The following is a 24,311-nucleotide window of genomic DNA, read 5'->3' as shown; positions in this document are numbered from 1 at the left end:
GGTCGTCGGCAGCGTCGGATGTGTATAAGAGCCGGGACCCCTGGACCACCGTCTTCGTCCGACCTTTCCTCACGCCACTTTGGGAGCGCTCTCACCATGACCGCCGTACGACCCGAGACCACCGCCCGGACGGCCGCGGACACCTCCTTCCCGCCCGGTTTCGTCTGGGGCGCCGCCACCGCCGCCTACCAGGTGGAGGGCGCCGCCACCGAGGACGGCCGCACCCCCTCCATCTGGGACACCTTCAGCCACACCCCCGGAAAGGTCCGGGGCGGCGACACCGGTGACGTGGCCGCCGACCACTACCACCGCTACCGCGACGACGTCGCGCTGATGAAGGACCTCGGCCTGAAGGCCTACCGCTTCTCCGTCTCCTGGTCCCGGGTGCAGCCCACCGGCCGCGGGCCGGGCGTCGAGCGGGGCCTGGACTTCTACCGCCGGCTCACCGACGAGCTGCTGGCGGCGGGCATCACCCCCGTCGCCACCCTCTACCACTGGGACCTGCCCCAGGAGCTGGAGGACGCCGGCGGCTGGCCGCACCGCGACACCGCGGACCGCTTCGCCGACTACGCCGAGATCGTGGCCCGCGGCCTGGGCGACCGGGTCGGCGTGTGGACCACCCTGAACGAGCCCTGGTGCCCGGCGTTCCTCGGGTACGGCTCCGGCGTGCACGCCCCGGGGCGTACCGACCCCGCCGCCACCCTGCGCGCCGCGCACCACCTGAACCTGGCGCACGGCAAGGCGATCGGGGCGCTGCGCGCGAACCTCCCCTCCTCCGCGCAGACCTCCATCACGCTCAACCTGCACCAGGTGCGCCCGCTCACCGCCGGCCCCGAGGATGCCGAGGCCGCCCGCCGCATCGACGCCGTCGGCAACCGGATCTTCACCGGCCCGATCCTGGACGGCGCCTACCCCGAGGACCTGCTCGCCGACACCGCGCACCTGGTCGACTGGGGGGAGCTGGTGCACGACGGCGACCTCGCGGAGATCTCCCGCCCGATCGACGTGCTCGGCATCAACTACTACTCGCCGACCGTGGTCTCCCTGGCCCCCGACGGCGTCGGCTCGACCCGCGACGACGGGCACGGCGCGAGCGACCACACCCCGTGGACCGGCTGCGAGGACGTCGCCTTCCACCTCGCCAACGACGACGTGACCGCGATGAACTGGGCGATCGACGCCGACGGGCTGCACACGCTGCTGACCGAGACGGCCGCCGCGCACCCCGGGCTGCCGCTGATGGTCACCGAGAACGGCGCCGCCTTCGAGGACCACGTCACCGCCGATGGCCGGGTGGACGACCCGCAGCGGATCGCCTACCTGCACGCCCACCTCGACGCCGTGCGCCGGGCCATCGCCGACGGCGCCGACGTGCGCGGCTACTTCCTGTGGTCGCTGCTGGACAACTTCGAGTGGTCCTACGGCTACTCGAAGCGCTTCGGGCTCGTCTACGTCGACTACCCGACCCAGCGCCGCATCCCCAAGGCGAGCGCCCACTGGTACGCGGGCGTGATCCGCGCCAACGCGCTGCCGACGGCCACCGCGCGGGACTGAGCGCCCGGGCCGTGCCGGCGCGCGCCGGCACGCGGGCCCGGCCGGGTCGCTGACACGTGACACCGGCCGGGCGCGCCGGGCCGGCCGCCCACCCCGCGCGGGAGGTCCCGCACCGGCGAGGGACGATGGAGGCGGGAGCACACCGGTCCGGCTGTTAGATTCCTGGCCTGACTGACGGCTGCGAACGGAAGGCGGCGACCATGGCGGTCAACACGGGGCGGAGCCGGGGCGGTCGGCGGCCGACCCTGGAGGAGGTCGCTGCCCGGGCCGGCGTCGGCCGCGGCACGGTCTCCCGGGTGATCAACGGCTCGCCCCGGGTCAGCGCCGCCACCCGCGCGGCCGTCGAGGCCGCGGTCGCCGAACTCGGCTACGTCCCCAACACCGCGGCCCGCGCCCTGGCCGCCAACCGCACGGACGCGATCGCGCTGGTCGTCCCGGAACCGGAGACCCGCTTCTTCGCGGAGCCGTACTTCTCCGACATGCTGCGCGGGGTCGGTGCCGAACTGTCCGACACCGAGATGCAGTTGCTGCTGATCTTCGCGGGCGGCGACCGCGAACGCCGCCGGCTGGCGCAGTACCTGGCCGCGCACCGGGTGGACGGGGTGCTGCTGGTGTCGGTGCACGCCGACGACCCGCTGCCCGATCTGGTGGCCCAGCTGGAGATCCCGGCAGTGATCAGCGGCCCCCGCTCGGTGGGGGAGACGCTGCCCTCGGTGGACTCCGACAACTACGCGGGCGCCCGCTCGGCCGTGGAGCATCTGCTTCAGCGCGGCCGCCGCCGTATCGCCCACATCACCGGCCACCTGGACGTCTACGGCGCCCAGCGGCGCGTCGACGGTTACCGCGACGCCCTGCGCGACGCCGGCCTGGCGGTGGACGAACGCCTCGTGGAGGTCGGCGACTTCACCGAGGAGGGCGGCCGGCGCGCCATGGCCCGGCTGCTGGAGCGCGCCCCGGACGTGGACGCGGTCTTCGCCGGTTCGGACGTCACCGCCGCCGGTGCCCGCCAGGTGCTGCGCGAGACGGGCCGGCGCATCCCCGACGACGTGGCCCTGGTCGGCTACGACGACTCGGCCATCGCCCGCCACATGGACCCGCCGCTGACCAGCGTCCGCCAGCCCATCGAGGAGATGGGCCGGGCGATGATCGACCTGCTGCTGACCGAGATCGCCGACCACCGGCCCGTCCCGTCCCCGGCGCGGGAACCGCGCCAGACGGTCCTGCCGACGGAACTGGTGGTGCGGGCGTCGTCGTAGGCCCGCGCGGACACCCGCCGCCGGCCCGGCGCTTCTCACCGGCCCAGGGTCAGCCGCCAGAGCACCTCGCCGTCGTGCTGCTCGCCGGTCGCGCTCAGGCCGGCCGCCGCGGCGACGGCGGCGGAGGCGTGGTGGGCGGGATGGACGTGCGCGAGCACCGTGCGCACCCCGTGCCGGCGCAGCAGGCCGACCATGCCGCGGGCCGCCTCCGTGGCGAGGCCGCGCCCCTGCCAGGGGGTGCCCACGACCCAGGCGATCTCGGCCGCCGTGCCCTCGGCGCCCTCGGTGACGGTGGCCTGCACGGTGCCGGTCAGCCGCGCCTCGGCGCGCAGGCGGAGCACCCAGTTGCACCAGGAGACCTGCGGGTCGGGGGAGCCAGCGACGAGCCGGGCGTAACGCGTCCTCAGATCCGCCTCGGCCAGGGGCGCGCCGCCGATGAAGGCGTGCAGCGCCGGGTCGGCCAGCACCTCGGCCATCTCCGCGGCGTGTTCCACTCGCAGGGGCACCAGATCCAGGCGGGTGGTGCGCACGGGCTCGGCGTGCATGAGGAAGCCTCCCGGATACGCGTCAGCCGGTGACCGCGATTCACATCGCTGTCACCGGCTGACCACTCTGGGTGAGTGACGGGACTCGAACCCGCGACATCCTGGACCACAACCAGGTGCTCTACCAGCTGAGCTACACCCACCATGACCGGCGGCGGACTGCTTCGTGGTTTCCCCGACCGGCCGAGAAAAAGTGTACAGGGTCCGAAGGGGTGCTCGCGCACACATTGCCGGGCGCCCCTTCGGTGGACCCGTTCAGCCCTGCTGAGCAGGCATGACGTACTTCGCGGCGATCGCCTTGGCGGTGTCGGAGTCGGGGCCGGGCTGCGGGACGAAGACGGCCTCGCGGTAGTAGCGCAGCTCCGCGATGGACTCGCGGATGTCGGCCAGGGCCCGGTGGTTGCCGTTCTTCTCGGGGCTGTTGAAGTACGCCCGCGGGTACCAGCGGCGGGCCAGTTCCTTGATGGAGGACACGTCCACGATGCGGTAGTGCAGGTAGCCCTCCAGCGTCGGCATGTCGCGCAGCAGGAAGCCGCGGTCGGTGCCGACGGAGTTGCCGCACAGCGGGGCCTTGCCGGGCTCCTTGACGTACTCCCGTACGTAGGCCAGGACCTGTTCCTCGGCGTCCTTCAGGGTCGTGCCGCCGGCCAGTTCCTCGAGCAGGCCGGACGCGGTGTGCATCTGACGCACCACCTCCGGCATCGTCTCCAGCGCCGCGTCCGGCGGACGGATGACGATGTCGACGCCCTCGCCGAGCACGTTCAGCTCGGAGTCGGTGACGAGGGCGGCCACCTCGATGAGCGCGTCGTCGGACAGCGAGAGGCCGGTCATCTCGCAGTCGATCCACACCATGCGATCGTTCATATGTCTCACCTTACGGCGACCGGCCGCACACAGAACCGACGGTGCGGCGGCGGGCACGGGTACGGGTGCGGGGCGGCGGGATCGCTGCCCGCCGCCCCGCACGTCCCGGGCCGCTTCGCCGGTCAGCCGCCGCGCTGGCCCGGCACGCTGCCCGACAGGGCCGCCGGGGCGCGGCGGGCCTGGTGCTGCACCGGTCCCTCCGGGTGCAGGGACGACGCCGGACCCGTGGGCTGCGGGACCCCGGACAGGTGCCCGGTGGGGGCCGCCGCGGCGGACGGGGCGCCGGCCGCGCCGGTGGTGTGCGCCGGGGCCGTCTCGTTCTCCCCGGGCCGTTCGCCCTGCGGCCTGCGCGCCCGGTAGGCCGCCCGGTAGGCGGCCGGCGAGGAGCCCAGCTGCCGCCGGAAGTGTCCGCGCAGCGCCACGGGGGAGCGGAAGCCGCACCGGCTGGCGACCTCGTCCACCGAGTAGTCGGACGTCTCCAGCAGCCGCTGCGCCTGCAGCACCCGCTGGGTGATCAGCCACTGCAGCGGCGCGCTGCCGGTCAGCGAGCGGAAGCGGCGGTCGAACGTACGGCGGCTCATGTACGCCCGTGCCGCCAGCGTCTCCACGTCGAACTGCTCGTGGAGGTGTTCCAGTGCCCAGGCGACGACCTCGGCGAGCGGGTCGGCGCCGATCTCCTCCGGTAAAGACCTGTCCAGGTAGCGCTCCTGGCCGCCGCTGCGGCGCGGCGGGACCACCAGGCGGCGGGCCAGCGCGCCGGCCGCCTCGTTGCCGTGGTCGGTGCGCACGATGTGCAGGCACAGGTCGATTCCGGCCGCCGTCCCCGCGCTGGTGAGCACGTCGCCGTCGTCGACGAACAGCTCGCGCGGGTCGACGTGCACCGACGGGTAGCGCTTGGCCAGCGTCGGCGCGTACATCCAGTGGGTGGTGGCCGGGCGGCCGTCCAGCAGGCCCGCGGCGGCCAGCACGAAGGCGCCGGTGCACAGCCCGACGATGCGGGCGCCCTCCTCGTGCGCCCGGCGCAGCGCGTCGAGCGCCTCCTCGGGCGGCGGCGAGGTGATCGAGCGCCAGGCCGGCACGACGACCGTGCCCGCCCGCGCGATCGCCTCCAGCCCGTGCGGCGCGGTCAGTTCCAGGCCCCCTGTGGTCCGCAGCGGGCCCTCCTCGCCGGCCGCCACCAGCAGGCGGTAGCGCGGCACGCCGGCGTCCTGGCGGTCGATCCCGAACACCGACAGAGGTATGGAACTCTCGAAGATGGGGCCGCCGCTGAACAGCAGCACCGCGACGATCTCCTTGCGCCGTCGCCCGGACAGCTTCCGGGCCGCGGCGTCCGGCGCGGCAGTGGAGTCGTGGCTCATCCTGCTAAGCCCCCCTCGGTGGTCGCGGCTCCTCGGTTGTGTCGCTCCTGCACGTTTCCCCTCGGTCCTGCACGAGTCCCCCGCCGTAAGACAGTCAAGATCGAATCTACTGCCTCCCGCCGTGCCGCGGTGGCCAGTTCGGCACCCGGCACATTGTCGACATGGCAACTTGGCGTGAAGCATTCGATCACGAAGCGTTGCACTCGCGAGCCGCGCAGGGAAGTGCGCCTTGTGGCGGTGGCCAATCCCCATAGGGTGCGCAGACCGCCCGAGGCCCTTTCGATGCAGGTCGAACGGGGGGTGAGGGGTACTTCGGCCGGGTGATGCGCGAGTTCGAGAAGTTGGCTGAAAACCTACGGGCGCGTGCGCGTAAACCGGTCAGTCGGCCGGAGTTGTGCCCCCGGGGCGCGACCGCCCCGGTGGGCCCCGGTGCCCGTGCGCTGATGGCGTCCGCGGTGCGGGACGGGCTCCTCGGCACGCAGCCGGGCCGCCCCGCGTTCCGACTGCCGCAGCAGCACCCGGCAGACGCCGGTGAGGGCCGCCAGGCCCAGGGCCGTGCCGGTGGCCCCGCCCAGCGAGGTGCCGTACCAGAGCAGCACCACGGGCACCAGGACGCAGCTGAAGGCGGCCCAGCGGACCACGTCGCTCACCGTGTCGCCGGCTCCCCGCGCCCCGGGGCCGGGCACGCTCTCGCTCGCCCCGGGCGGCGACGGGCACCGCCCGGCGGCGGTACGGGGTCCGGACACGGCGTGCTCCCTATGCTCCTGCGGTGCTCCCCGCGGTGGCGGCTCACCGGGTCCACCGACCCACGGATCCACAGGATCCACAGGGGTCACGGCTTCACCGGGGTCATCGGCATCACCTGGTTCAACGCCTGTTCGATCGGTCGGTCACTGTGCGGAGCCGAACACCACCTGTGCGGCGGCGTGCGCGGGCGGTGACCGGGCGGTGGCGGCAGGTGAATCCCGCGCAAACCACCTGTACGAGGCAGCAACCATTGCGTTACGGGCGCCGGTCGTGCATGCTCCGGTGAACCGCCACGGAGAGTGCGCGGGGTCTGGGCTTCACAGGAGTGCCGCCGTACTCTTCAGGGTATGGGGACGGGAAGACCATTCCCGGACACAGCTCCGCCGCAGACTGTCGTCCCCTACGAAGGATCACAACGCCGAGACAGCCATGGCCGGTCACGAATTCCCCGAACCCGCGGACCGCAAGCGGCCGGTCGCCGATCCTACGGCGGCCGATCCCCTGGCCGGTCGAGAAGAGCCACGCCACCCTTGCGATCCGGCGTTCCAGCACGGCGTCGTCGTCGGCTTCGACGGATCCGTCTCCAGCGAGCGCGCCCTCGCCTACGCCATCGGCATGGCCCACCGGTCCCGCTCGGGGCTGATCATCGTGCACGTCGCCAACCGGCTGCCCACCACGGTGTGGGCGGGCTGCGAGCCGCCGGTCTTCGTGGACGTGCCCGACCACCGCACCGAGGTGCTGGGCCTGGAGCTGGCCTGCGCGGACTACCTCGCCGAGGTGCCGTGGATCCTGGTCGAGCGCGGCGGCGACATCTGCCACGAACTGGAAGAGGTCGGCAAGGAGTACGAGGCGGACGCGATCGTCGTCGGCTCCACGCACGGCATCGTGGGCCGCCTCTTCGGGTCCGTCGCCGGCCGGCTCGCCAAGCGTGCGCAGCGCCCGGTCGTCGTGATCCCCTGACGGGACCGGCGGCACCGCACCCTTATGGTCCCTCCCGGGCCTGTCCAACTCCCCTGACACCGGGGACGCCTCCGGCGCCGCCCGCGCGCGGCCAGGACCGGATGCGCCCCGTGGACTCCCCTTCACGCCCCCGGAGATTCCTTCCCTGCGGAGGTGTTTGTGCCCTTGTGAAGGGCATATACCGGTCACCGCACCACCGCACAGGCACGAAGGGAGCCCGCCGTGGCCAACGACGTCTCAGCGGGAAGCACCACCACCACCACCATCGCCGGCCGACTGGCCCTGTTCGTGACCCTGTTGGCCTTCGGCCTGGGGTACACGCGGGTCATCGACGCCGTGACCCCGGGCGACGCCGTCGTCCTCGCCCGCTACATCGGCGGCATATCCCTGTTCCTCGTGGGCCTGCTCGCCTTCCGCGACCGCGACACGGCCTCCGGCACGGCGTTCACCTCGCTGGGCGCGCTGTGGTTCGCCTGGTCGCTGTCCGCGCAGGGCCAGGTCGCCGCCGACGCCGCCGGACTGTTCCTCGCCCTGTTCGCCGCCGTCGTCCTCTCGCTCACCCTGGCCGGCGGCGACCCGCTCACGCAGGCCACGTACGGGCTGTTCCTGGTGTCCCTCGTCCTGCTCGCCGTCGCCCGGTTCGACGGCGCCTCGGGCCTGGCGAAGGTGGGCGGCTGGTTCGCCGTCGCCGCCGGTGCCGTGGCCTGGTACGCGGCGACCGCGGCCCTCGCCCACTGGCCCACGGCGCTTTCGCGGCGCGCTGCCGGCCGGGGGGTGACGGCCGCCGGCTGAGGCAGTGCCGGGCCGGGGGTCTGGGCGGCCCCGGCCCATGAAGAAGCGACCCCCTGTGCGGGTGGCACACAGGGGGTCGTTCATGTCCCGTGTCGGGCGGGGCGGTTACTCCACCGTCACCGACTTCGCCAGGTTCCGCGGCTTGTCGATGTCCCGGCCGAGGGCCAACGCCGTGTGGTAGGCGAGGAGTTGCAGCGGAATGCCCATCAGGATCGGGTCCAGCTCGTCCTCGTTCTTCGGCACCACGATGGTCCGGTCGGCCTTCTCCTGCTCCTGGTGGGCGACGGCGAGGATCTTGCCGCTGCGGGCCTTGATCTCCTCCATGGCCGCGCGGTTCTTCTCCAGCAGGTCGTCGTCCGGCACGATCGCCACCGTCGGCAGGGCGGGCTCGATCAGGGCCAGCGGGCCGTGCTTGAGCTCGGAGGCCGGGTAGGCCTCGGCGTGGATGTAGGAGACCTCCTTGAGCTTCAGGGAGGCCTCGCGGGCCACCGGGTAGCCCCGGACGCGGCCGATGAAGAGCATCGAGCGGGCGTCGGCGTAGCTCTTGGCCAGCTCCTCGATCTCCGCTTCCTGCTTCATGATCTCGGAGATCTGCTCGGGCAGCCTGCGCAGGCCCTCGATGATCCGCTTGCCGTCGCGCACCGACAGGTCGCGGATGCGGCCCAGGTGCAGCGCGAGCAGCGCGAAGGCGACGCAGGTGTTGGTGAAGCACTTGGTGGACACCACGCACACCTCGGGGCCGGCGTGCACGTAGATGCCGCCGTCGGCCTCGCGGGCGATGGCGGAGCCGACCACGTTGACCACGCCGAGGACGCGCGCGCCCTTGCGCTTCAGCTCCTGCACGGCGGCGAGCACGTCGTAGGTCTCACCGGACTGGGAGACGGCGACGTAGAGCGTGTCGGGGTCCACGACCGCGTTGCGGTAGCGGAACTCGGAGGCCGGCTCGGCGTCGGCGGGGATGCGGGCCAGCTCCTCGATCATCTGGGCGCCGATCATGCCCGCGTGGTAGGAGGTGCCGCAGCCGAGGATCTTCACCCGGCGCACCGCGCGCGCCTCGCGGGCGTCGAGGTTGATGCCGCCCAGGTGGACGGTGGCGAACCGGTCGTCGATCCGGCCGCGCAGCACCCGGTCCACGGCCTCGGCCTGCTCGTGGATCTCCTTGTGCATGTAGGTGTCGTGGCCGCCCATGTCGTAGGAGGCGGCCTCCCACTCCACGGTGGTGGGCTCGGCGGTGGTGCGGGTGCCCTCGGTGGTGTAGGTGCGGAAGTCGTCGGCCGTGAGGGTGGCCATCTCGCCGTCGTCGAGGGTGACGATCTGCCGGGTGTGGGTGACCAGCGCGGCGATGTCGGAGGCGACGAACATCTCCTTCTCGCCGATGCCGAGCACGACCGGGGAGCCGTTGCGGGCGACCACGATGCGGTCGGGGAAGTCGGCGTGCATGACGGCGATGCCGTAGGTGCCCTCGACCAGGCGCACGGCGGCGCGGACCTTCTCCTCCAGCGTGGCGGCCTCGGAGCGCGCGATGAGGTGGGTGAGCACCTCGGTGTCGGTCTCGGAGAGGAACTCCACCCCGTCCGCCTCCAGCTTGCGGCGCAGGTCGGCGGCGTTGTCGATGATGCCGTTGTGCACGACGGCGACCTTGTGGTCGGCCGACATGTGCGGGTGGGCGTTCACGTCGGAGGGAGCGCCGTGGGTGGCCCAGCGGGTGTGGGCGATGCCGGTGGTGCCCTTGAAGCGCGCGGGGACCTTCGCCTCCAGGTCGCGCACCCGGCCCTTGGCCTTGACCATCTTCAGGCCGGGCGTCTTCGGCGAGGTGACGACGATGCCCGCCGAGTCGTAGCCGCGGTACTCCAGGCGCTGCAGGCCCTCCAGGAGCAGCGGGGCGACGTCACGCTTGCCGATGTATCCGACGATTCCGCACATAGAGCTGTATTCCTCCGCTGGTCCTTCGTGGTGCCCGGCTGTGGGTGGTGTCCGTGGTCGAGGCGTCGCCTCAGCCGTAGACGATGCGGCGCAGCTGCCGCAGGGACAGCTCCGGCGGCGCCACCGTCCGGTACTTCAGGTCCGCCCCGATCCGTTCGAAGATCTCCGCGTTCACCAGGCCCTGGGCCTGCAGCTCGCGGTGGCGGCGACGGACGAACTCCTCGGTCGTCTCGTCGAAGAAGGCGAGCACGTCCTGGATCACGCGCAGCGCCTCGCCCCGGCTGAGCGGGGTGGAGCGCGTCAGATGATCAACAAGTTCGTCGTGCACCCGGTAGATCCTGGGGTACCGGGGACAGTTTCGCAAGAATCTTGCCCGAATTCGGGCAGGAGGCTGTTGGGGCTCTTGTGAACTCCTGTTCGCATCCTGTCCATACGGCGTCCCGCGTCCCGTCGCGGGCGTGGACCATTTTCAGACGCCATGGACATTCCACGCATGGGAGTTCCCGAGAAGCTCGCCGAGCGCATGAGCATGGCCGAGCAGCACGAGTACCTGCGCGCCAGATTCTCGCGCCGCACGATGATCAGGGGCGGCGCGGTCACCCTCGGCGCCGTCGCCGGTGGCGCGTATGTGACGGGCGCCACCGCGCAGGCGGCAGTCCCCACCCAGCGCACCGCCCCGGCCACCGAGCACGTCGACGGCGCCCTCGTCGCGCCCTTCGGCCGCCACCTCGCCTACGGCAACGACCCGCGCACCGAGATCACCGTCTCCTGGCAGGTGCCGGTCGCCGTCAAGAACCCCTTCATCCGCATCGGCGCGAGCCCCTGGGACCTGTCCCGGAAGATCCCCGCCGAGGTCCGCACCCTCTACACCCCGGCCGGCGTCGGCGCCAGCGGCGACCGCACCCAGTACTACCTGCACGCCAAGCTGACCAACCTGCGCCCGGGCAAGACGTACTACTACGGCGTCGGCCACCAGGGCTTCGACCCCGCCGAACGCCACCTGCTGGGCACCCTGGGCACCTTCACCACCGCCCCCGCCCACAAGGCGCCGTTCACCTTCACCGCCTTCGGCGACCAGGGCGTCAGCTACCACGGCCTGGCCAACGACGCCCTGATCCTCGGCCAGGACCCGGCGTTCCACCTGCACGCCGGCGACATCGCCTACGGCGACCCGGCCGGCCAGGGCAAGACCTCCGACACCGGCTTCGACTCCCGCGTGTGGGACCAGTTCCTGTACCAGACCGAGTCCGTCGCCAAGCAGGTGCCGTGGATGGTCTCCTACGGCAACCACGACATGGAGGCCTGGTACTCGCCCAACGGCTACGGCGGCGAGGAGGCCCGCTGGACCCTGCCGGACAACGGCCCCGACAAGAAGAACCTGCCGGGCGTCTACTCCTTCGTCTACGGCAACACCGCCGTCATCTCCCTCGACGCCAACGACGTCTCCTTCGAGATCCCGGCGAACCTGGGTATCTCCGGCGGAACCCAGACGAAGTGGCTCGAAGCGCAGCTGAAGAAGTTCCGGGCGTCGAAGGACGTCGACTTCGTCGTCGTCTTCTTCCACCACTGCGCCTACTGCACCTCCACCGCGCACGCCTCCGAGGGCGGCGTGCGCCAGGAGTGGGTGCCGCTGTTCGAGAAGTACACCGTGGACCTGGTCATCAACGGACACAACCACGTCTACGAGCGCACCGACGTCCTCAAGGGCGACAAGGTCACCAAGAAGCTGCCGATCGGGGGCACCGCCTACCCCGAGACCGACGGCGTCGTCTACGTCACCGCAGGCGCGGCCGGCAAGAGCCTGTACGCCTTCAGCGCCGACCAGACCTACGAGGGCCACGAGAAGGACATCGACTCCGTGTCCTCCTTCGTCTGCCTCAAGGACGGCGCCCGGCAGCAGGAGAGCGTCGCCTGGTCGCGCGTGCGCTACCTCGACTACTCCTTCCTGCGCGTGGACGTCACCCCGGCCGCCAAGGGCCGCTACGCCACGCTGACCGTGCGCGGCATCGCCGAGACCGGCGAGCAGGTCGACCACTTCACGGTGGCCCGCCGGGCGAAGTGACGCCCGCCGCGGCGGGCGGTCCTCACATGCGCTTGAGGACCGCCTGCTTCGCCAGCGTGAACTCCTCCTCGGTGAGCACCCCCGCGCGGTGCAGCTCGCCCAGCTCGCGCAGCCGCCGCAGCAGCGCGTCGTGATCGTCCTCGACGGGCGCGCGCTGCCCCGGCACCCCGGGCCCGGCCGCCTCCACCGCCCGCCGCCCGGCCTCCCCGCGCCCCTGGGGTGCGGCGGGCGCGGCCGGGTGCGGCAGCCGCGCCTGCACGGCCGCGGCGACCAGCGCCATCAGCGGGTCCTTCTTGAAACCCCACAGCTCCACCGCGTGCGGGTCGTACTTCGGCGGGGTCGTGGCGGACACGCCGCGCACCGAGAAGCGCAGACAGCCGTTCTCCAGGCCCACCGCGGGCCACCACTCCACCGCGGTGATGTCCGCGAGCGCCAGCGTGCGGGGGCCGCCCGCGGCCTTGGAGTCCTCCGTCTTCCAGTTCCACTCCAGCCGGATCTGCTCGCCGTCGAAGCCCGCCGTGCCGTCCCCGGCGGACACCGACACCGGCAGCGCCGGCCCGGGGAGCAGATACTCCGTCACCGGATCGGGTGAAACCTGCTCCAGCAGCAGGGCGCTGCGCACCTCGTCCACGAAGTACTCGGCGACGCCGTACCGGCCGGGCTCCACCAGCAGCTGGTAGGGGTCGTGCGGCTCGGTCAGCCGTCCCCCGGTCGCCAGCAGCAGCGGATCGGCGCCGTCGCGCAGCCGCAGCCTGAGCCGCCCCGCCTTCTTGCCCTGCTCGAACGAGATGCCCGCCAACGCGCGCAGCGGTACGGTCAGTTCGCCCAGCGCCTGGCGCAGCAGGCTCACAGCGCGGTCCCGCCCGGGGGTCAGGCGCAGGACGTCGCCGTCGAACGTCCAGGTGCCGTCCTTCTGGAGGATTTCCGCCATGGAGGGATTGTTTCACCAGTTCTGCGAGAGAGTGGTCTATACCCGTCGGGGCCCAGCGGCCCCGATCCTCGTGTGAAGGGAGCGCATGTGAGACGGCACCACAGCACGACTCCCCGCAACCTCCGTACCACCCGATTGGCCCGCGTCCTCGGTTCGCTGCTGCTGGTGGCCGCGGCCGGGGCCGTCACCGCTGGCGCCGCGCCCGGCACGGGCGGCGCGCAGGCCGCGACCCCGCTGGGCCGGGTGATCCCGGCACCGGCCGCGGTGCGGGAGGGCGGCAGCCCGTACCGCATCACGGCCGCCACCCGCATCCGCGTCGACGGCGGCGGCGAGGCCCGCCGCGTCGGCGCCTACCTCGCGGACGTCCTGCGGCCCTCGACCGGCTACCGGCTGCCGCTGACCACGTCCGGACCGGCCGGGATCCGGCTGAAGCTGGCGAAGGGCGGCCCCTACGGCCCCGAGGGCTACCGCCTCGACAGCCGCGCCGGCGGGGTGACGATCACCGCGACCGCACCGGCCGGCCTGTTCCACGGCGTGCAGACCCTGCGCCAGCTGCTGCCCGCCGCGATCGAGAAGAAGACCGTGCAGCCCGGCCCCTGGCTGGTCGCCGGCGGCACCGTCCAGGACAGCCCGCGCTACGCCTACCGCGGCGTCATGCTCGACGTCTCCCGGCACTTCCTGACCGTCGCCCAGGTCAAGCGGTACATCGACGAAGCCGCCCTGTACAAGGTCAACAAGCTGCACCTGCACCTCAGCGACGACCAGGGCTGGCGCATCGCCATCGACTCCTGGCCGCGCCTGGCCACCTACGGCGGCTCCACCCAGGTCGGCGGCGGCCAGGGCGGCTACTACACCAAGGACGACTACCGGGAGATCGTCCGCTACGCCGCCTCCCGCTACCTGGAGGTGATCCCCGAGATCGACACCCCCAGCCACACCAACGCCGCCCTCGCCTCCTACGCCGACCTCAACTGCGACGGCGTGGCACCCCCGCTCTACACCGGCACCAAGGTCGGCTTCAGCTCCCTGTGCGTGGGCAAGGACATCACCTACACCTTCCTCGACGACGTCATCCGCGAGGTGGCCGCCCTCACCCCCGGCCGCTACCTGCACATCGGCGGCGACGAGGCCCACTCCACCAGCCACGACGACTACGTGAAGTTCATGGACCGGGTCCAGCCGATCGTCGCCAAGTACGGCAAGACGGTCATCGGCTGGCACCAGCTGACCGCCGCCACCCCGGTCAAGGGCGCTCTCGCCCAGTACTGGGGCCTGGACTCCACCAGCGCCGCCGAGAAGCAGCAGGTCGCCCAGGCCGCGCAGAACGGCACCGGGCTGATCCTGGCCCCGGCCGACCGGATCTACCTGGACATGAAGTACACCAAGGACACCCCGCTGGGCCTGGCCTGGGCCGGCTACGTCGAGGTGCAGCGCTCCTACGACTGGGACCCGGGCAGCTACCTGCCGGGCGTGCCCGCCTCCGCGGTCAAGGGCGTCGAGGCCCCGATGTGGACCGAGACGCTGTCCACCTCCGACCAGCTCGACTACATGGCCTTCCCGCGGCTGCCCGGCGCCGCCGAGCTGGGCTGGTCGCCGGCCGCCACGCACGACTGGGACACCTACAGGACGCGGCTGGCCGCGCAGGCGCCCCGCTGGGACGCCCTGGGCATCGGCTACTACCGCTCGCCGCAGGTGCCCTGGCCGAGCAGCTGACCCCTGCCGCACACCGACGGGCGCCCCGCGGGACCGTACCGCGGGGCGCCCGCCCGTGTCCGCGGCCCTGCGCCCTACAGCCCGGCGATCGGGTTGCGCAGGGTGCCCACCAGCTGCAGCGCGCCCGACGGATCGGCCAGGTCCACCATCTGCCGGTTGTCGCGCAGTTGCAGCCGGTTCAGGCAGGACAGCGCGAACTCCGGGGCGAACACGTCGTACCGGCGGAAGCGGTCGGCGAGGTGCGGGTTGGCCTCCTGGTAGGCGCGGGTGACCTCGGCGACCGTGCGCCAGAAGGCCTCCTCGGTGACCACGCCCTCGGCGGCCAGCTGCGCGGCGAGGAAGCGGAAGAAGCAGTCGAAGACGTCCGTGAAGACCGACAGCAGCTTCATGTCCTCGGGGACCTCGGCCCGGATCCGCGCGACCTCGGGCGGCAGCGCCGCGTCGGGGTCCATCACCACGATCTCCTCGGCGATGTCCTTGTAGATCGCCCGCCGCACCACCCCGTCCCTCAGCACCAGGATCGTGTTCTCGCCGTGCGGCATGAACGCCAGGTCGTAGGCGTAGAAGCTGTGCAGCAGCGGCGTGTAGTAGGCGCGCAGGTAGTGCCGCAGCCACTCGGTGGGGGCCAGGCCGGAGCGTTCGATCAGCGCGGCCGCGAAGCCGTGGCCCTCGTGGTCCACGTGCAGCAGCGAGGCCATCGTCGCCAGTTGCTCGCCCTCCTCCAGGGACGGCACCGGGCTCTCCCGCCACAGCGCGGCGAGCATCTTGCGGTAGGGCGAGTACCGGTCGGTGGCCCGCTCGTACTCCAGGTGCCGGTAGCCCACGGCCGCCCGCTCCCGCAGGATGCTCAGCCCCGTGGACTTCAGCACGGGGTCGGCGTCGATCAGCCGGGCCAGCCAGTCGTTGATGGCGGGCGTGGCCTCCATGTAGGCGGCGGACAGGCCGCGCATGAAGCCCATGTTGAGCACGGACAGGGCGGTCTTGACGTAGTGCTTCTCGGGGTGCGAGGTGTTGAAGAAGGTCCGGACGGACTGCTGGGCCAGGTAGGCGTCCTCGCCCTCGCCCAGGCACACCAGGTGCTTCCTGGCGACCTCGGCGGCGAAGGTGACGGCGAGCTTGTTCCACCACTGCCAGGGGTGGACGGGGATGAGCAGGTAGTCGGCCGGGTCCAGGCCCTGCGCGCGCAGCACGCCGTGGAACCGCTCGACGGTCTCCTCGCCCAGCTCCTGCCGCAGGAAGGACCCGTACTCGATGCCGGCGCCGGCCGTGAACGCCGCCCGCGAGCGGTGCGCGGCCAGCCACACCAGCCGCACCGGGCTCGCGGTCTCGGGGGCGTAGGACAGATAGTCGTGGACGCCGAAGCCGAGCCGGCCGTTGTTGGCGACGAAGCAGGGGTGGCCCTCGGTCATGCCGGTCTCGATGTCCTGGAAGCCGCCGCGGGCCAGCTCGGCGGAGGTCACCCGCGGCTTGGTGAGCTTGTAGCAGGTGCTCGCCAGGGTGGAGGAGATCTCCTCCAGGTACACCGGCAGGATCGTCTCGCTCAGCCCGAGCGTGTCCTTGAACTCCAGGAAGAACTCCAGGGCGTCCAGCGGCAGTGCGGCGCCGTCGCGGTGGCGGGTGACGGAGTCGGCGTCCACCTGCCAGTGGTCCAGGGCGCGGCGGGTGGCGGTGAAGCGGTAGCGGGTCAGGCCGTCGTCGCCGTGGACGGCCCAGCCGTCGCCCTCCCGCTCGGGGGTGATCAGGCGCTCGTGCGCGAACTCGGCGAGCGCCTTGCGTATCAGCAGCCGGTTCGCCCGCTCCCAGTGCCCGGGGTCGAGGTGGGCCACGGCGTCGGCGAGGCTCATGCGGCCACCCCCGTCGCGGCGGCGAACCGCTCCCGGGTGCAGAAGCTGAGCAGGGCCGTCTTCTCCGGCTTCCGGATCTCCCGCTCGGGGACGAAGCCGACGGCGGCGTTGAGGGCGTGCACGGCGGTGTTGCGCACGTCCGGCTCGACGACGACCCGCCGCACCTGCTCGTCCTCGAAGAGGTGGGCCATGACGGCGGTGATGACGGCCCGCGTGAAGCCGTGCACCGGCCGGTCGGTCGGCGGGGTGAGGAAGTGCATGCCGACGTCCCCCGGTCGCGGCTCGTACAGCCCGACCAGTTCGCGGTGGGCGGGGTCGTACTTCTCCATGAGGAAGACGGGCTCGCCCTCGCGCAGCCCCAGCAGGGCGTGGTGGTGCTCGTCCGCGGCGATCTCGGCGTAGACGCGCTCGACGTCGCGCACGGTGGCGTCCCGCATCATCCAGAAGGCCGCCTTGGGGTGGGTGACCCAGGAGTGCAGCAGTCCGGCGTCCTTCGGCGGATCGACGGGGCGGAAGGTGAAGGTCATACGGAGAACTCCTGGAATGCGATGGTCTTCTCGACCGGGTAGTACTCCCTGCCGAGCAGTTCGCGGATGATGCAGCTGTTGCGGTAGGCGCCCATGCCCAGGTCGGGACTGGTGATGCTGTGGGCGTGGACGCCGGCGTTCTGCAGGAAGACGCCCCGGCCGGTGACGTCGATGGCGTAGTTGCGGCCGATGTCGTGGTTGCCGTGGGAGTCGTAGCGCAGCCGGTGCCGGATCGGCGCGAGGAACTCCGGTTCGGTGTACCGGTAGCCGGTGGCGAGGACCAGGCCCTCGGAGCGCAGCTGGAAGTCCTTGCCCTGCTCCTCCTGGCGGAAGGTGAGGGTGTAGACGCCGTCCTCGTACGTGGCGTGGTTCAGGGAGGAGTTGGTGAGCAGGCGGGTGGGGACGGGGCCGGCGAGGTTCTTCCGGTACAGCAGGTCGAAGATCTCGTTGATCAGGTCGCCGTCGATGCCCTTGAACAGGCCCTTGTGCTGCTCGGCGAGGCGGTAGCGGGTGTCCTCCGGCAGGGCGTGGTAGTAGTCGATGTACTCCGGGGAGGTCATCTCCAGGGTGAGCTTGGTGTACTCCAGGGGGAAGAAGCGCGGGGAGCGGGTCACCCAGTTCAGCCGGTAGCCGTGGACGTCGATCTCGCCGAGCAGGTCGAGGTAGATCTCGGCGGCGGACTGGCCGCTGCCCACCAGGGTGATCGACTTCTTGCGCATCAGGGCCGAACGGTTCTCCAGGTAGCGGGAGTTGTGCAGGAAGTCGCCGCCCAGTCCCGCGCAGGCCGCGGGGAGGTGGGGTGGGGTGCCGGTGCCGAGGACCAGCCGGCGGGCGCGGTAGGTCCCGCCGGTGTGGGTCCGCACGGTGTACACCTCGTCGGCCTCGTCGTACGTCACCTCGGTGACCGTGGTGCCGAAGCGGACGCTGCGGAGCCGGTGCGCCGCCCAGCGGCAGTAGTCGTCGTACTCGACGCGCAGCGGGTAGAAGTTCTCCCGGATGTAGAACGAGTACAGCCGGCCCTTCTCCTTCAGGTAGTTGAGGAAGGAGTACGGGGAGGTGGGGTCGGCCAGGGTCACCAGGTCCGACATGAACGGGGTCTGCAGATGGGCGCCGTCGAGGAACATGCCCGAGTGCCAGGCGAAGTCGGGCTTGGACTCCAGGAAGAGGCCGCTGAGTTCGGCGATGGGCTCGGTGAGGCAGGCCAGGCCGAGGTTGAAGGGGCCGAGCCCGATCCCCACGAAGTCGTACGGGTCGGTCGGGGCTTCAGGACGCGCGGTCAAGGGACTCTCCCAGGTACTGCTCGGCGTGGCCGGCGATCAGGTCGAGCACGGCGGCGATGTCGTCGGCCGTGGTCTCGGGGTTGAGCAGGGTGAACTTCAGGTAGTGGCGGCCCGCGACCTTGGTGCCGGCGACGACGGCGTCACCGGAGGCGAACAGGGCCTTGCGGGCGTGCAGGTTGGCGCGGTCGATCCGGGCCGGGTCGGTGACCGCGCGCGGGACGTAGCGGAAGACCAGCGTGGACAGGGCCGGCTCGACGACGACGTCGAAGCGCGGGTCGGCGGCCAGCAGCCGGTGGCCCTCCCGCGCGAGGTCGCACACCTCGTCGAACAGCCGTCCCACGCCCTCGGCGCCCATCACGCGCAGCGTCATCCACAGTTTCAGGGCGTCGAAGCGGCGGGTGGTCTGCAGGGACTTGTCGACCTGGTTGGGGACGCGCTCGGCGGCGGCGCGGCGGGGGTTGAGGTAGTCCGCGTGGTAGGTGGCGTGGCGCAGGGTCGCGGCGTCGCGGACCAGCACGGCGGAGGAACTGACCGGCTGGAAGAAGGACTTGTGGAAGTCGACCGTGACCGAGTCGGCGTGCTCGATGCCGGCGAGCAGGTCGCGGCGGGTGGGGGAGACCAGCAGTCCGCAGCCGTAGGCGGCGTCCACGTGCATCCAGGTGCCGTACTCGGCGCACAGCTCGGCGATCTCGGGCAGCGGGTCGATGGAGCCGAAGTCGGTGGTGCCGGCGGTGGCGACGACGGCCATGGGGACCAGGCCGTCCTCGCGGCAGCGCCGCAGTTCCTGGGCGAGGGCGAGGGTCTGCATCCGCTGGTCGCGGTCGACCGGGAGCGCCACCACCGACTCCGGGCCCAGGCCCAGGAGTTTCGCGGACTTCTGCACGCTGAAGTGGCTCGCCCGGGAGGTGAAGATGCGCAGTCTCGCCGGCCCGGCCGGCCCTTCCCGGCCCGGCTTGGCCTCCTCGCGGGCCAGCAGCAGCGCCTGGAGGTTGGACTGGGTGCCGCCGGAGGTGAACACGCCGTCGGCGGCGGGCCCGAGGCCGATGCGGGCGGCCGTCCAGTCGATGAGCCTGCGCTCGATGAGGGTGCCGCCGGCCGACTGGTCCCAGGTGTCCAGCGAGGAGTTGACGGCGGACAGCACCGCCTCGCCGACCACCGCCGGGATCACCACCGGGCAGTTGAGGTGGGCCAGGTAGCGGGGGTGGTGGAAGTAGACGGCGTCCCGCAGGTAGACGTCCTGCAGTTCGTCCAGGGCCGCCGTGGTGTCGTGCAGCGGGCGGTCCAGGTCGATCCGCTCGATGCGGGGGGCCAGGGCGTCGACCGTGACACCGGTGAACGGCCGGTCGGTGGCGGCGAGCCGGGCGGCCACCCGCTCCACTCCTTCGGTCACCGAGCGGCGGTAGTGCTCCGCGGTGAGGTCATTGAGCAGGTGTGAGCGCATGGGGGGTCCTCCGAGGTGTGGGGACGGTCCGTGGCGGGACGAACGGGCGGCGTCGCGCGAACATCAACTTAGGTTAGCCTAACCTAACTCTATGTCGCGCGTGTCCCGCCCCTCCGTGACCGGGGTCACGCCTGAGCCGCTGTCACCGGGCGCGCCGGGGCCCTACTCCTGGGCGCGCAACTGCTCCTCGCTCAGCCCATGCCGCCAGTAGCCGACGAAGGTCACGCGCCGCTTGTCGATCCCGCGCTCGCCGACCCAGTGCCGGCGCAGTCGCTTGACGCACCCGGACTCGCCCGCGAGCCAGACGTACGGGCGCTCGGCGGGCGGCAGCACGGCCTCGCGCAGGGCGGTGAGGGCAAGCGGGGTGGACACCGGAAGGCTGCCGTCCCGCCCCAGCCAGGTGACCTCGGCGTCGGCGCGTGTGGCGACGTTCTGCACGTCACCGGCGTGCGGCACCTCCAGCCAGGCGCGCACCCGGGTGCCGGCCGGCAGGGACTCAAGGATCGCGGTCGCCGCCGGTACGGCGGTCTCGTCGCCCCACAGCACCACCAGATCGGTGTCCTCGGGCGGGCGGAAGCGGATCGCCCTGTTGTCCTCGATCGCCGGGCCGAGCAGCAGGACGCGATCGCCGGCCATGGCCCGGGCGGCCCAGCGGGAGGCCGGTCCGGCGCGACCGGGCGCCTGGGGGCCGACCCCGTGCAGGGCGAAGTCGATGTCGATCTCGGCGGTGTCGCCCAGGGCGTCGCGGCGCAGCGCGCGCAGGGTGTAGGAGCGCATCACCGCCCGTACGTCGTCGGGCAGTTCCCGCCAGGCGTGCCACCAGCCGTCGCCGTGGTCCAGCGGGACCACGGGCTCGCGCTGACCGGGGTGCGGCAGGAACAGCGACAGGGACTGGTCGCGTCCGTCGGAGCGGAAGGCGCGCAGGTCGGGCCCGGCGAAGGTGACGCGGACCAGGGACGGGCCGAGCCGCCTCGTCCGTACGACCTGCAGGGAGAAGAAACGGAACGGGGCGGCTACGGCCGTCGTCATGGATGCTCCTGAGTGTGCGTCAGGGGGCCGGGGCCAAGGCGCGGGTCAGGAGACCTTCTTCGCGGTCTCGATGGCCTGGGCGAGGTTCTCCAGCAGCGGGGCGCACTTGTCGTAGGACAGGATCGGCTCGGGGGTGCGCGCGATGACCTGGCCGGCCTTGACCGCGGGGAGCTTCTTCCAGGTGGCCTGGGTGATGTCAGCGGGCTGGATGGCCGAGGTGCGGTCGTCCATCATGATGATGTCCGCCGGGTACTTGTCGACGTTCTCCCAGCTCAGCGACTCGTACCAGCCGCCGCCCTGCTTCTTGGCGCTCTCCGGGGGCTCGACGAAGTGCACGCCGAGGGCCTTGAAGTACTCCAGGTCGATGGAGAGGTTGGTGCCCGAGACGTAGAACAGGTCCTGGCTGGCGGAGCCGGCCATCACCTTGATGTCGGGCTTGGCCTTGGCGGCGGCGCGCAGCCGGGCGGCCGCGTCCTCGAACCGCTTCTTGGCCTGCTTGACCTTGTCGGTGGTCACGTCCGCGCCGAGCGAGGCGGCGAGCGCGAGCATGCGCTCCAGCGGCTCGGGCAGCTGCCGGTCGTAGACGGAGATGCCGACGGTCGGGGCGCCCCCCGCCCGGATCTTCTTCGTCGACTCCTCGGGGACATACCAGAGGGTGCCGACGTTGTCGAACATGGTGGAGATGAGGACGTCGGGCGCCAGGGCCGCGTACTTCTCGATGTTGAACTGGCCCCACTCGTTGCCGAGGACGGTCACCTTGCTGACGTCCATGTCACCGGCCTGTACGTCGGCCTTGCCGTCCTTGGTGGTCGTCGGCCCGAACACGCCCTTGGCCTGGATGCCGTAGTCGTACAGCGCGGCGGCGACGCCGACGAACGCCACGATGTTCGCCGGGACCTTGTCGGCCTTCACCGTCTTGCCGCGGTCGTCCTTGAAGGACCAGGGGCCGGACTTGGCCGCCGTGGTGCCGCTGCCCGAGCCGCCGCTTTTCGCATCCTCGTCACCGCAGGCCGCGAGCACGGCGCCGAGGCCGAGGGCGCCGCCGGCGGCGAGGATGCCGCGGCGGGTGAGAACAGTGGCACGGGCGTTGGACATGGGTATGACTGCTTTCGAACGGGGCGGGACGGCCCGCCGGACAGGTTCGAAAGGTAGGTTAGCCTAACCTCAGTCTCTGTCCAGGGGGCGGGGCGCCCCGGCGGCGTCCAGCGCCGGGGTCACCACGGCGAGCGCCCGGTCGAGCAGGGAGCGGTGAGCCGGGCAGCGGAAGAACTCCGTCCGCTGCCCGCACACCCGACGCCTCATCGAGGCGGCACCGCCTCAGCTCGTCAGCCCCAGCTCGCGGGCGATCAGCATGCGCTGGACCTCGCTGGTGCCCTCGCCGATCTCCAGGATCTTGGAGTCGCGCCACATCCGGGCCACCGGATACTCGTTCATGAAGCCGTAGCCGCCGTGGATCTGCGTGGCGTCTCGGGCGTTGTCGACCGCGATCGTGGAGGAGTACAGCTTCGCCAGCGCCGCCTCCTTCTTGAACGGCTCGCCCGCCACCAGCCGGTAGGCCGCGTCCCGCCAGGCCAGCCGGGCGGTGTGGGCCCGCATCTCCATGTCGGCGATCTTGAACTGGATGGCCTGGTTGGAGCCGATCGGACGGCCGAAGGCGTGCCGCTCCTTGGCGTACTTCACCGACTCGTCCACACAGCCCTGCGCGAGCCCCGTCGCCAGCGCCGCGATCGCGATGCGGCCCTCGTCCAGGATCCGCAGGAACTGCGCGTACCCGCGGCCCTCCTCGCCCAGCAGGTTGGCCGCCGGCACCCGCACGTCCTGGAAGGACAGCTCCCGGGTGTCCGAGGCGTTCCAGCCGACCTTCGAATAGGCGGGCGCCACCGTGAAGCCGGGCGTGCCGGACGGGACGATGATCGCGGAGATGAGCGGCCTGCCGTCGGGCTTGCGGCCCGTCACCGCCGTCACCGTCACCAGGCCGGTGATGTCCGTGCCGGAGTTGGTGATGAAGCACTTGGTGCCGTTGATCACCCATTCCCCGGTCTTCTCGTCCAGGCGGGCCGTGGTGCGGGTGGCGCCCGCGTCCGAGCCACCGTCGGGCTCGGTGAGGCCGAATGCGCCCAGGATCTCGCCCGCGCACAGCTTGGGCAGCCACTGCCGCTTCTGCTCCTCGGTGCCGAACAGATGGATCGGCATGGTGCCCAGCGACACCCCGGCCTCCAGGGTGATGGCCACCGAGGAGTCCACCCGCGCCAGCTCCTCCAGGGCGATGCCCAGCGCCAGGTAGTCGCCGCCCATCCCGCCGTACTCCTCCGGGAACGGCAGCCCGAACAGCCCCATGCGGCCCATCTCCCGGACGATCTCGTACGGGAACTCGTGCCGCTCGTAGAAGTCACCGATCTTCGGCGCCACGACGTCGTGCGCGAACTCCTCCACCGTGCGGCGGAGTTCCTCCAGCTCGGGGGTCAGACGGTGGTTCATGCTCGATCACTGCTCCTTGTGGGAGAGGGCGCGAAGGGTGCGCGAGGGGCTGGGGCGGCCCAGCTGCCCGGCCATCCACGCGCTGGTGGCGACGAGGCGGTCCAGGTCGACCCCGGTGTCGATGCCGAGGCCGCGCAGCATCCACACGAGGTCTTCGGTGGCGAGGTTGCCGGTGGCGGACCGGGCGTAGGGGCAGCCGCCGAGGCCGCCCGCGGAGGCGTCCACGGTGGTGACGCCGTGCTGGAGCGCGGCCAGGGTGTTGGCGAGGGCCTGGCCGTAGGTGTCGTGGAAGTGCACGCCGAGGACGTCGGTGGGCACCCCGGCCTCGTTCAGCGCGGCCAGGAGTTGCAGCACGTGGCCGGGCGTGGCGACGCCGATGGTGTCGCCGAGGCTCAGCTCGTCGCAGCCCATGTCCCGCAGCGCCCGGCAGACCCGGACCACTTGGTCCACGGCGACCGGCCCCTCCCAGGGGTCGCCGAAGCACATGGACAGATAGCCGCGCACGTGCGCGCCCTCGCCCTTCGCCCGGCGCACCACCGGCTCGAACATGGCCAGCGCCTCGTCCACCGTCCGGTTCAGGTTGGCCTTCGCGAAGGACTCGGTGGCGCTGGCGAAGACGGCGACCCGGGTGGCGCCCAGCGCCAGCGCGCGGTCCAGGCCCCGCTCGTTGGGCACGAGGACGGGCAGGTCCACCGGCAGGTCGCTCACCTGCGGGAACAGCTGCTCTGCGTCCGCCAGTTGGGGGACCCACTTCGGGTGGACGAAGCTGGTCGCCTCGATCGTGGTCAGGCCCGCGCCGGCCAGGCGGCGGATGAACTCCGCCTTCACCTGTGTCGGCACGGTCGCCTTCTCGTTCTGCAGGCCGTCGCGCGGGCCGACCTCGTGGATCCTGACCCGGGCGGGCAGGTGGGGGGCCGGGACGGCCTGCAGAACTTTCGGCGGCCGGTGGTCGCCGGCCGTACGGCGGGGGGTCCGGACGGCGACGGCGGCCGGCACGCGGCCCCTTG

The 24,311-nt window shown here is 71.9% G+C and carries 22 protein-coding genes and 1 tRNA gene; 6 read left to right on the top strand and 17 right to left on the bottom strand.

Annotated features, from left to right (window positions below; genetic code table 11):
- Nucleotides 1-96 precede the first annotated feature (96 nt).
- Together GV126_RS13680 and GV126_RS13675 are read left to right on the top strand one after the other, a co-directional pair.
- Entirely contained in the window at nt 97-1,554 is a 1,458-nt protein-coding gene (locus GV126_RS13680; RefSeq protein WP_159666171.1) for a GH1 family beta-glucosidase, read from the top strand.
- 200 nt (nt 1,555-1,754) lie between these two features.
- Entirely contained in the window at nt 1,755-2,810 is a 1,056-nt protein-coding gene (locus GV126_RS13675) for a LacI family DNA-binding transcriptional regulator (protein ID WP_159666168.1), read from the top strand.
- A 35-nt stretch (nt 2,811-2,845) separates the two neighbouring features.
- Here GV126_RS13675 and GV126_RS13670 read toward each other — a convergent pair whose 3' ends face one another.
- The 5 genes from GV126_RS13670 to GV126_RS13650 form a co-directional block, all read right to left on the bottom strand.
- On the bottom strand, nt 2,846-3,355 hold the full coding sequence (locus tag GV126_RS13670; RefSeq protein WP_159666165.1) for a GNAT family N-acetyltransferase: 510 nt from the start codon (nt 3,353-3,355) through the stop codon (nt 2,846-2,848).
- A gap of 70 nt (nt 3,356-3,425) precedes the next feature.
- Nucleotides 3,426-3,498, bottom strand: a tRNA-His gene (locus GV126_RS13665).
- 112 nt (nt 3,499-3,610) lie between these two features.
- Nucleotides 3,611-4,219: an oligoribonuclease gene (orn, locus tag GV126_RS13660; RefSeq protein ID WP_159666163.1), complete on the bottom strand. Its 609-nt coding sequence runs from the start codon at nt 4,217-4,219 to the stop codon at nt 3,611-3,613.
- A gap of 122 nt (nt 4,220-4,341) precedes the next feature.
- A complete protein-coding gene (locus GV126_RS13655; RefSeq protein ID WP_159666160.1) occupies nt 4,342-5,577 on the bottom strand; it encodes a helix-turn-helix domain-containing protein in 1,236 nt (411 codons plus the stop codon).
- A 353-nt stretch (nt 5,578-5,930) separates the two neighbouring features.
- Complete coding sequence (locus GV126_RS13650) at nt 5,931-6,323, bottom strand: hypothetical protein (RefSeq protein WP_419795991.1); 393 nt, start codon at nt 6,321-6,323, stop codon at nt 5,931-5,933.
- A 430-nt stretch (nt 6,324-6,753) separates the two neighbouring features.
- Here GV126_RS13650 and GV126_RS13645 point away from each other — a divergent pair, with 430 nt between their 5' ends.
- A complete protein-coding gene (locus GV126_RS13645) occupies nt 6,754-7,284 on the top strand; it encodes a universal stress protein (RefSeq protein WP_159666157.1) in 531 nt (176 codons plus the stop codon).
- A gap of 222 nt (nt 7,285-7,506) precedes the next feature.
- Nucleotides 7,507-8,076: a GPR1/FUN34/YaaH family transporter gene (locus tag GV126_RS13640; RefSeq protein WP_159666154.1), complete on the top strand. Its 570-nt coding sequence runs from the start codon at nt 7,507-7,509 to the stop codon at nt 8,074-8,076.
- A gap of 105 nt (nt 8,077-8,181) precedes the next feature.
- Here the strand turns inward: GV126_RS13640 and glmS are convergent, their stop codons facing one another.
- Together glmS and GV126_RS13630 are read right to left on the bottom strand one after the other, a co-directional pair.
- Nucleotides 8,182-9,999: a glutamine--fructose-6-phosphate transaminase (isomerizing) gene (glmS, locus tag GV126_RS13635; protein WP_028421966.1), complete on the bottom strand. Its 1,818-nt coding sequence runs from the start codon at nt 9,997-9,999 to the stop codon at nt 8,182-8,184.
- A gap of 70 nt (nt 10,000-10,069) precedes the next feature.
- Nucleotides 10,070-10,327 (bottom strand): hypothetical protein, encoded by a 258-nt coding sequence (locus GV126_RS13630; RefSeq protein WP_028421967.1) that lies wholly within the window; start codon nt 10,325-10,327, stop codon nt 10,070-10,072.
- 165 nt (nt 10,328-10,492) lie between these two features.
- Here GV126_RS13630 and GV126_RS13625 point away from each other — a divergent pair, with 165 nt between their 5' ends.
- Nucleotides 10,493-12,061, top strand: a complete 1,569-nt coding sequence (locus GV126_RS13625; protein WP_185946661.1) for a purple acid phosphatase family protein — start codon at nt 10,493-10,495, stop codon at nt 12,059-12,061.
- Between the two features lie 22 nt (nt 12,062-12,083).
- On the opposite strand, the gene GV126_RS13620 is transcribed toward GV126_RS13625, so the two are convergent.
- On the bottom strand, nt 12,084-12,992 hold the full coding sequence (locus GV126_RS13620; RefSeq protein ID WP_159666127.1) for a DUF4429 domain-containing protein: 909 nt from the start codon (nt 12,990-12,992) through the stop codon (nt 12,084-12,086).
- Nucleotides 12,993-13,079: 87 nt separating this feature from the next.
- On the opposite strand from GV126_RS13620, the gene GV126_RS13615 reads away from it, so the two are divergent.
- Entirely contained in the window at nt 13,080-14,705 is a 1,626-nt protein-coding gene (locus GV126_RS13615) for a beta-N-acetylhexosaminidase (protein ID WP_185946662.1), read from the top strand.
- Nucleotides 14,706-14,779: 74 nt separating this feature from the next.
- Here GV126_RS13615 and GV126_RS13610 read toward each other — a convergent pair whose 3' ends face one another.
- From GV126_RS13610 to GV126_RS13570, 9 genes are all read right to left on the bottom strand, one after another.
- Nucleotides 14,780-16,549: an IucA/IucC family protein gene (locus GV126_RS13610; protein ID WP_159666121.1), complete on the bottom strand. Its 1,770-nt coding sequence runs from the start codon at nt 16,547-16,549 to the stop codon at nt 14,780-14,782.
- Nucleotides 16,546-17,076: a GNAT family N-acetyltransferase gene (locus tag GV126_RS13605; protein ID WP_159666118.1), complete on the bottom strand. Its 531-nt coding sequence runs from the start codon at nt 17,074-17,076 to the stop codon at nt 16,546-16,548. Before GV126_RS13605 ends, GV126_RS13610 begins: the two co-directional genes overlap by 4 nt.
- Nucleotides 17,073-18,356 (bottom strand): lysine N(6)-hydroxylase/L-ornithine N(5)-oxygenase family protein, encoded by a 1,284-nt coding sequence (locus tag GV126_RS13600; protein ID WP_185946663.1) that lies wholly within the window; start codon nt 18,354-18,356, stop codon nt 17,073-17,075. The genes GV126_RS13605 and GV126_RS13600 overlap by 4 nt, the downstream gene beginning before the upstream one ends.
- Nucleotides 18,340-19,797: a lysine decarboxylase DesA gene (gene desA, locus GV126_RS13595; RefSeq protein ID WP_159666115.1), complete on the bottom strand. Its 1,458-nt coding sequence runs from the start codon at nt 19,795-19,797 to the stop codon at nt 18,340-18,342. Before desA ends, GV126_RS13600 begins: the two co-directional genes overlap by 17 nt.
- A gap of 162 nt (nt 19,798-19,959) precedes the next feature.
- Nucleotides 19,960-20,826 carry a siderophore-interacting protein gene (locus GV126_RS13590; protein WP_159666111.1) on the bottom strand — a complete coding sequence of 289 codons (867 nt, stop codon included), beginning with the start codon at nt 20,824-20,826 and terminating at the stop codon, nt 19,960-19,962.
- Between the two features lie 45 nt (nt 20,827-20,871).
- Nucleotides 20,872-21,921 (bottom strand): ABC transporter substrate-binding protein, encoded by a 1,050-nt coding sequence (locus tag GV126_RS13585; protein WP_159666108.1) that lies wholly within the window; start codon nt 21,919-21,921, stop codon nt 20,872-20,874.
- A 69-nt stretch (nt 21,922-21,990) separates the two neighbouring features.
- Nucleotides 21,991-22,128 carry a hypothetical protein gene (locus GV126_RS13580; protein WP_159666105.1) on the bottom strand — a complete coding sequence of 46 codons (138 nt, stop codon included), beginning with the start codon at nt 22,126-22,128 and terminating at the stop codon, nt 21,991-21,993.
- Between the two features lie 15 nt (nt 22,129-22,143).
- Nucleotides 22,144-23,304 carry an acyl-CoA dehydrogenase family protein gene (locus tag GV126_RS13575; protein ID WP_159666102.1) on the bottom strand — a complete coding sequence of 387 codons (1,161 nt, stop codon included), beginning with the start codon at nt 23,302-23,304 and terminating at the stop codon, nt 22,144-22,146.
- A gap of 6 nt (nt 23,305-23,310) precedes the next feature.
- Complete coding sequence (locus tag GV126_RS13570; RefSeq protein ID WP_236570256.1) at nt 23,311-24,234, bottom strand: hydroxymethylglutaryl-CoA lyase; 924 nt, start codon at nt 24,232-24,234, stop codon at nt 23,311-23,313.
- Between the last annotated feature and the right edge of the window lie 77 nt (nt 24,235-24,311).

The organism is Streptomyces mexicanus (assembly GCF_902506575.1).
In the GTDB taxonomy this organism is placed as follows: domain Bacteria; phylum Actinomycetota; class Actinomycetes; order Streptomycetales; family Streptomycetaceae; genus Streptomyces; species Streptomyces mexicanus.
Note: the sequence above shows the minus strand (reverse complement) of the source record. Positions and strands in the feature narration are given on the sequence as shown.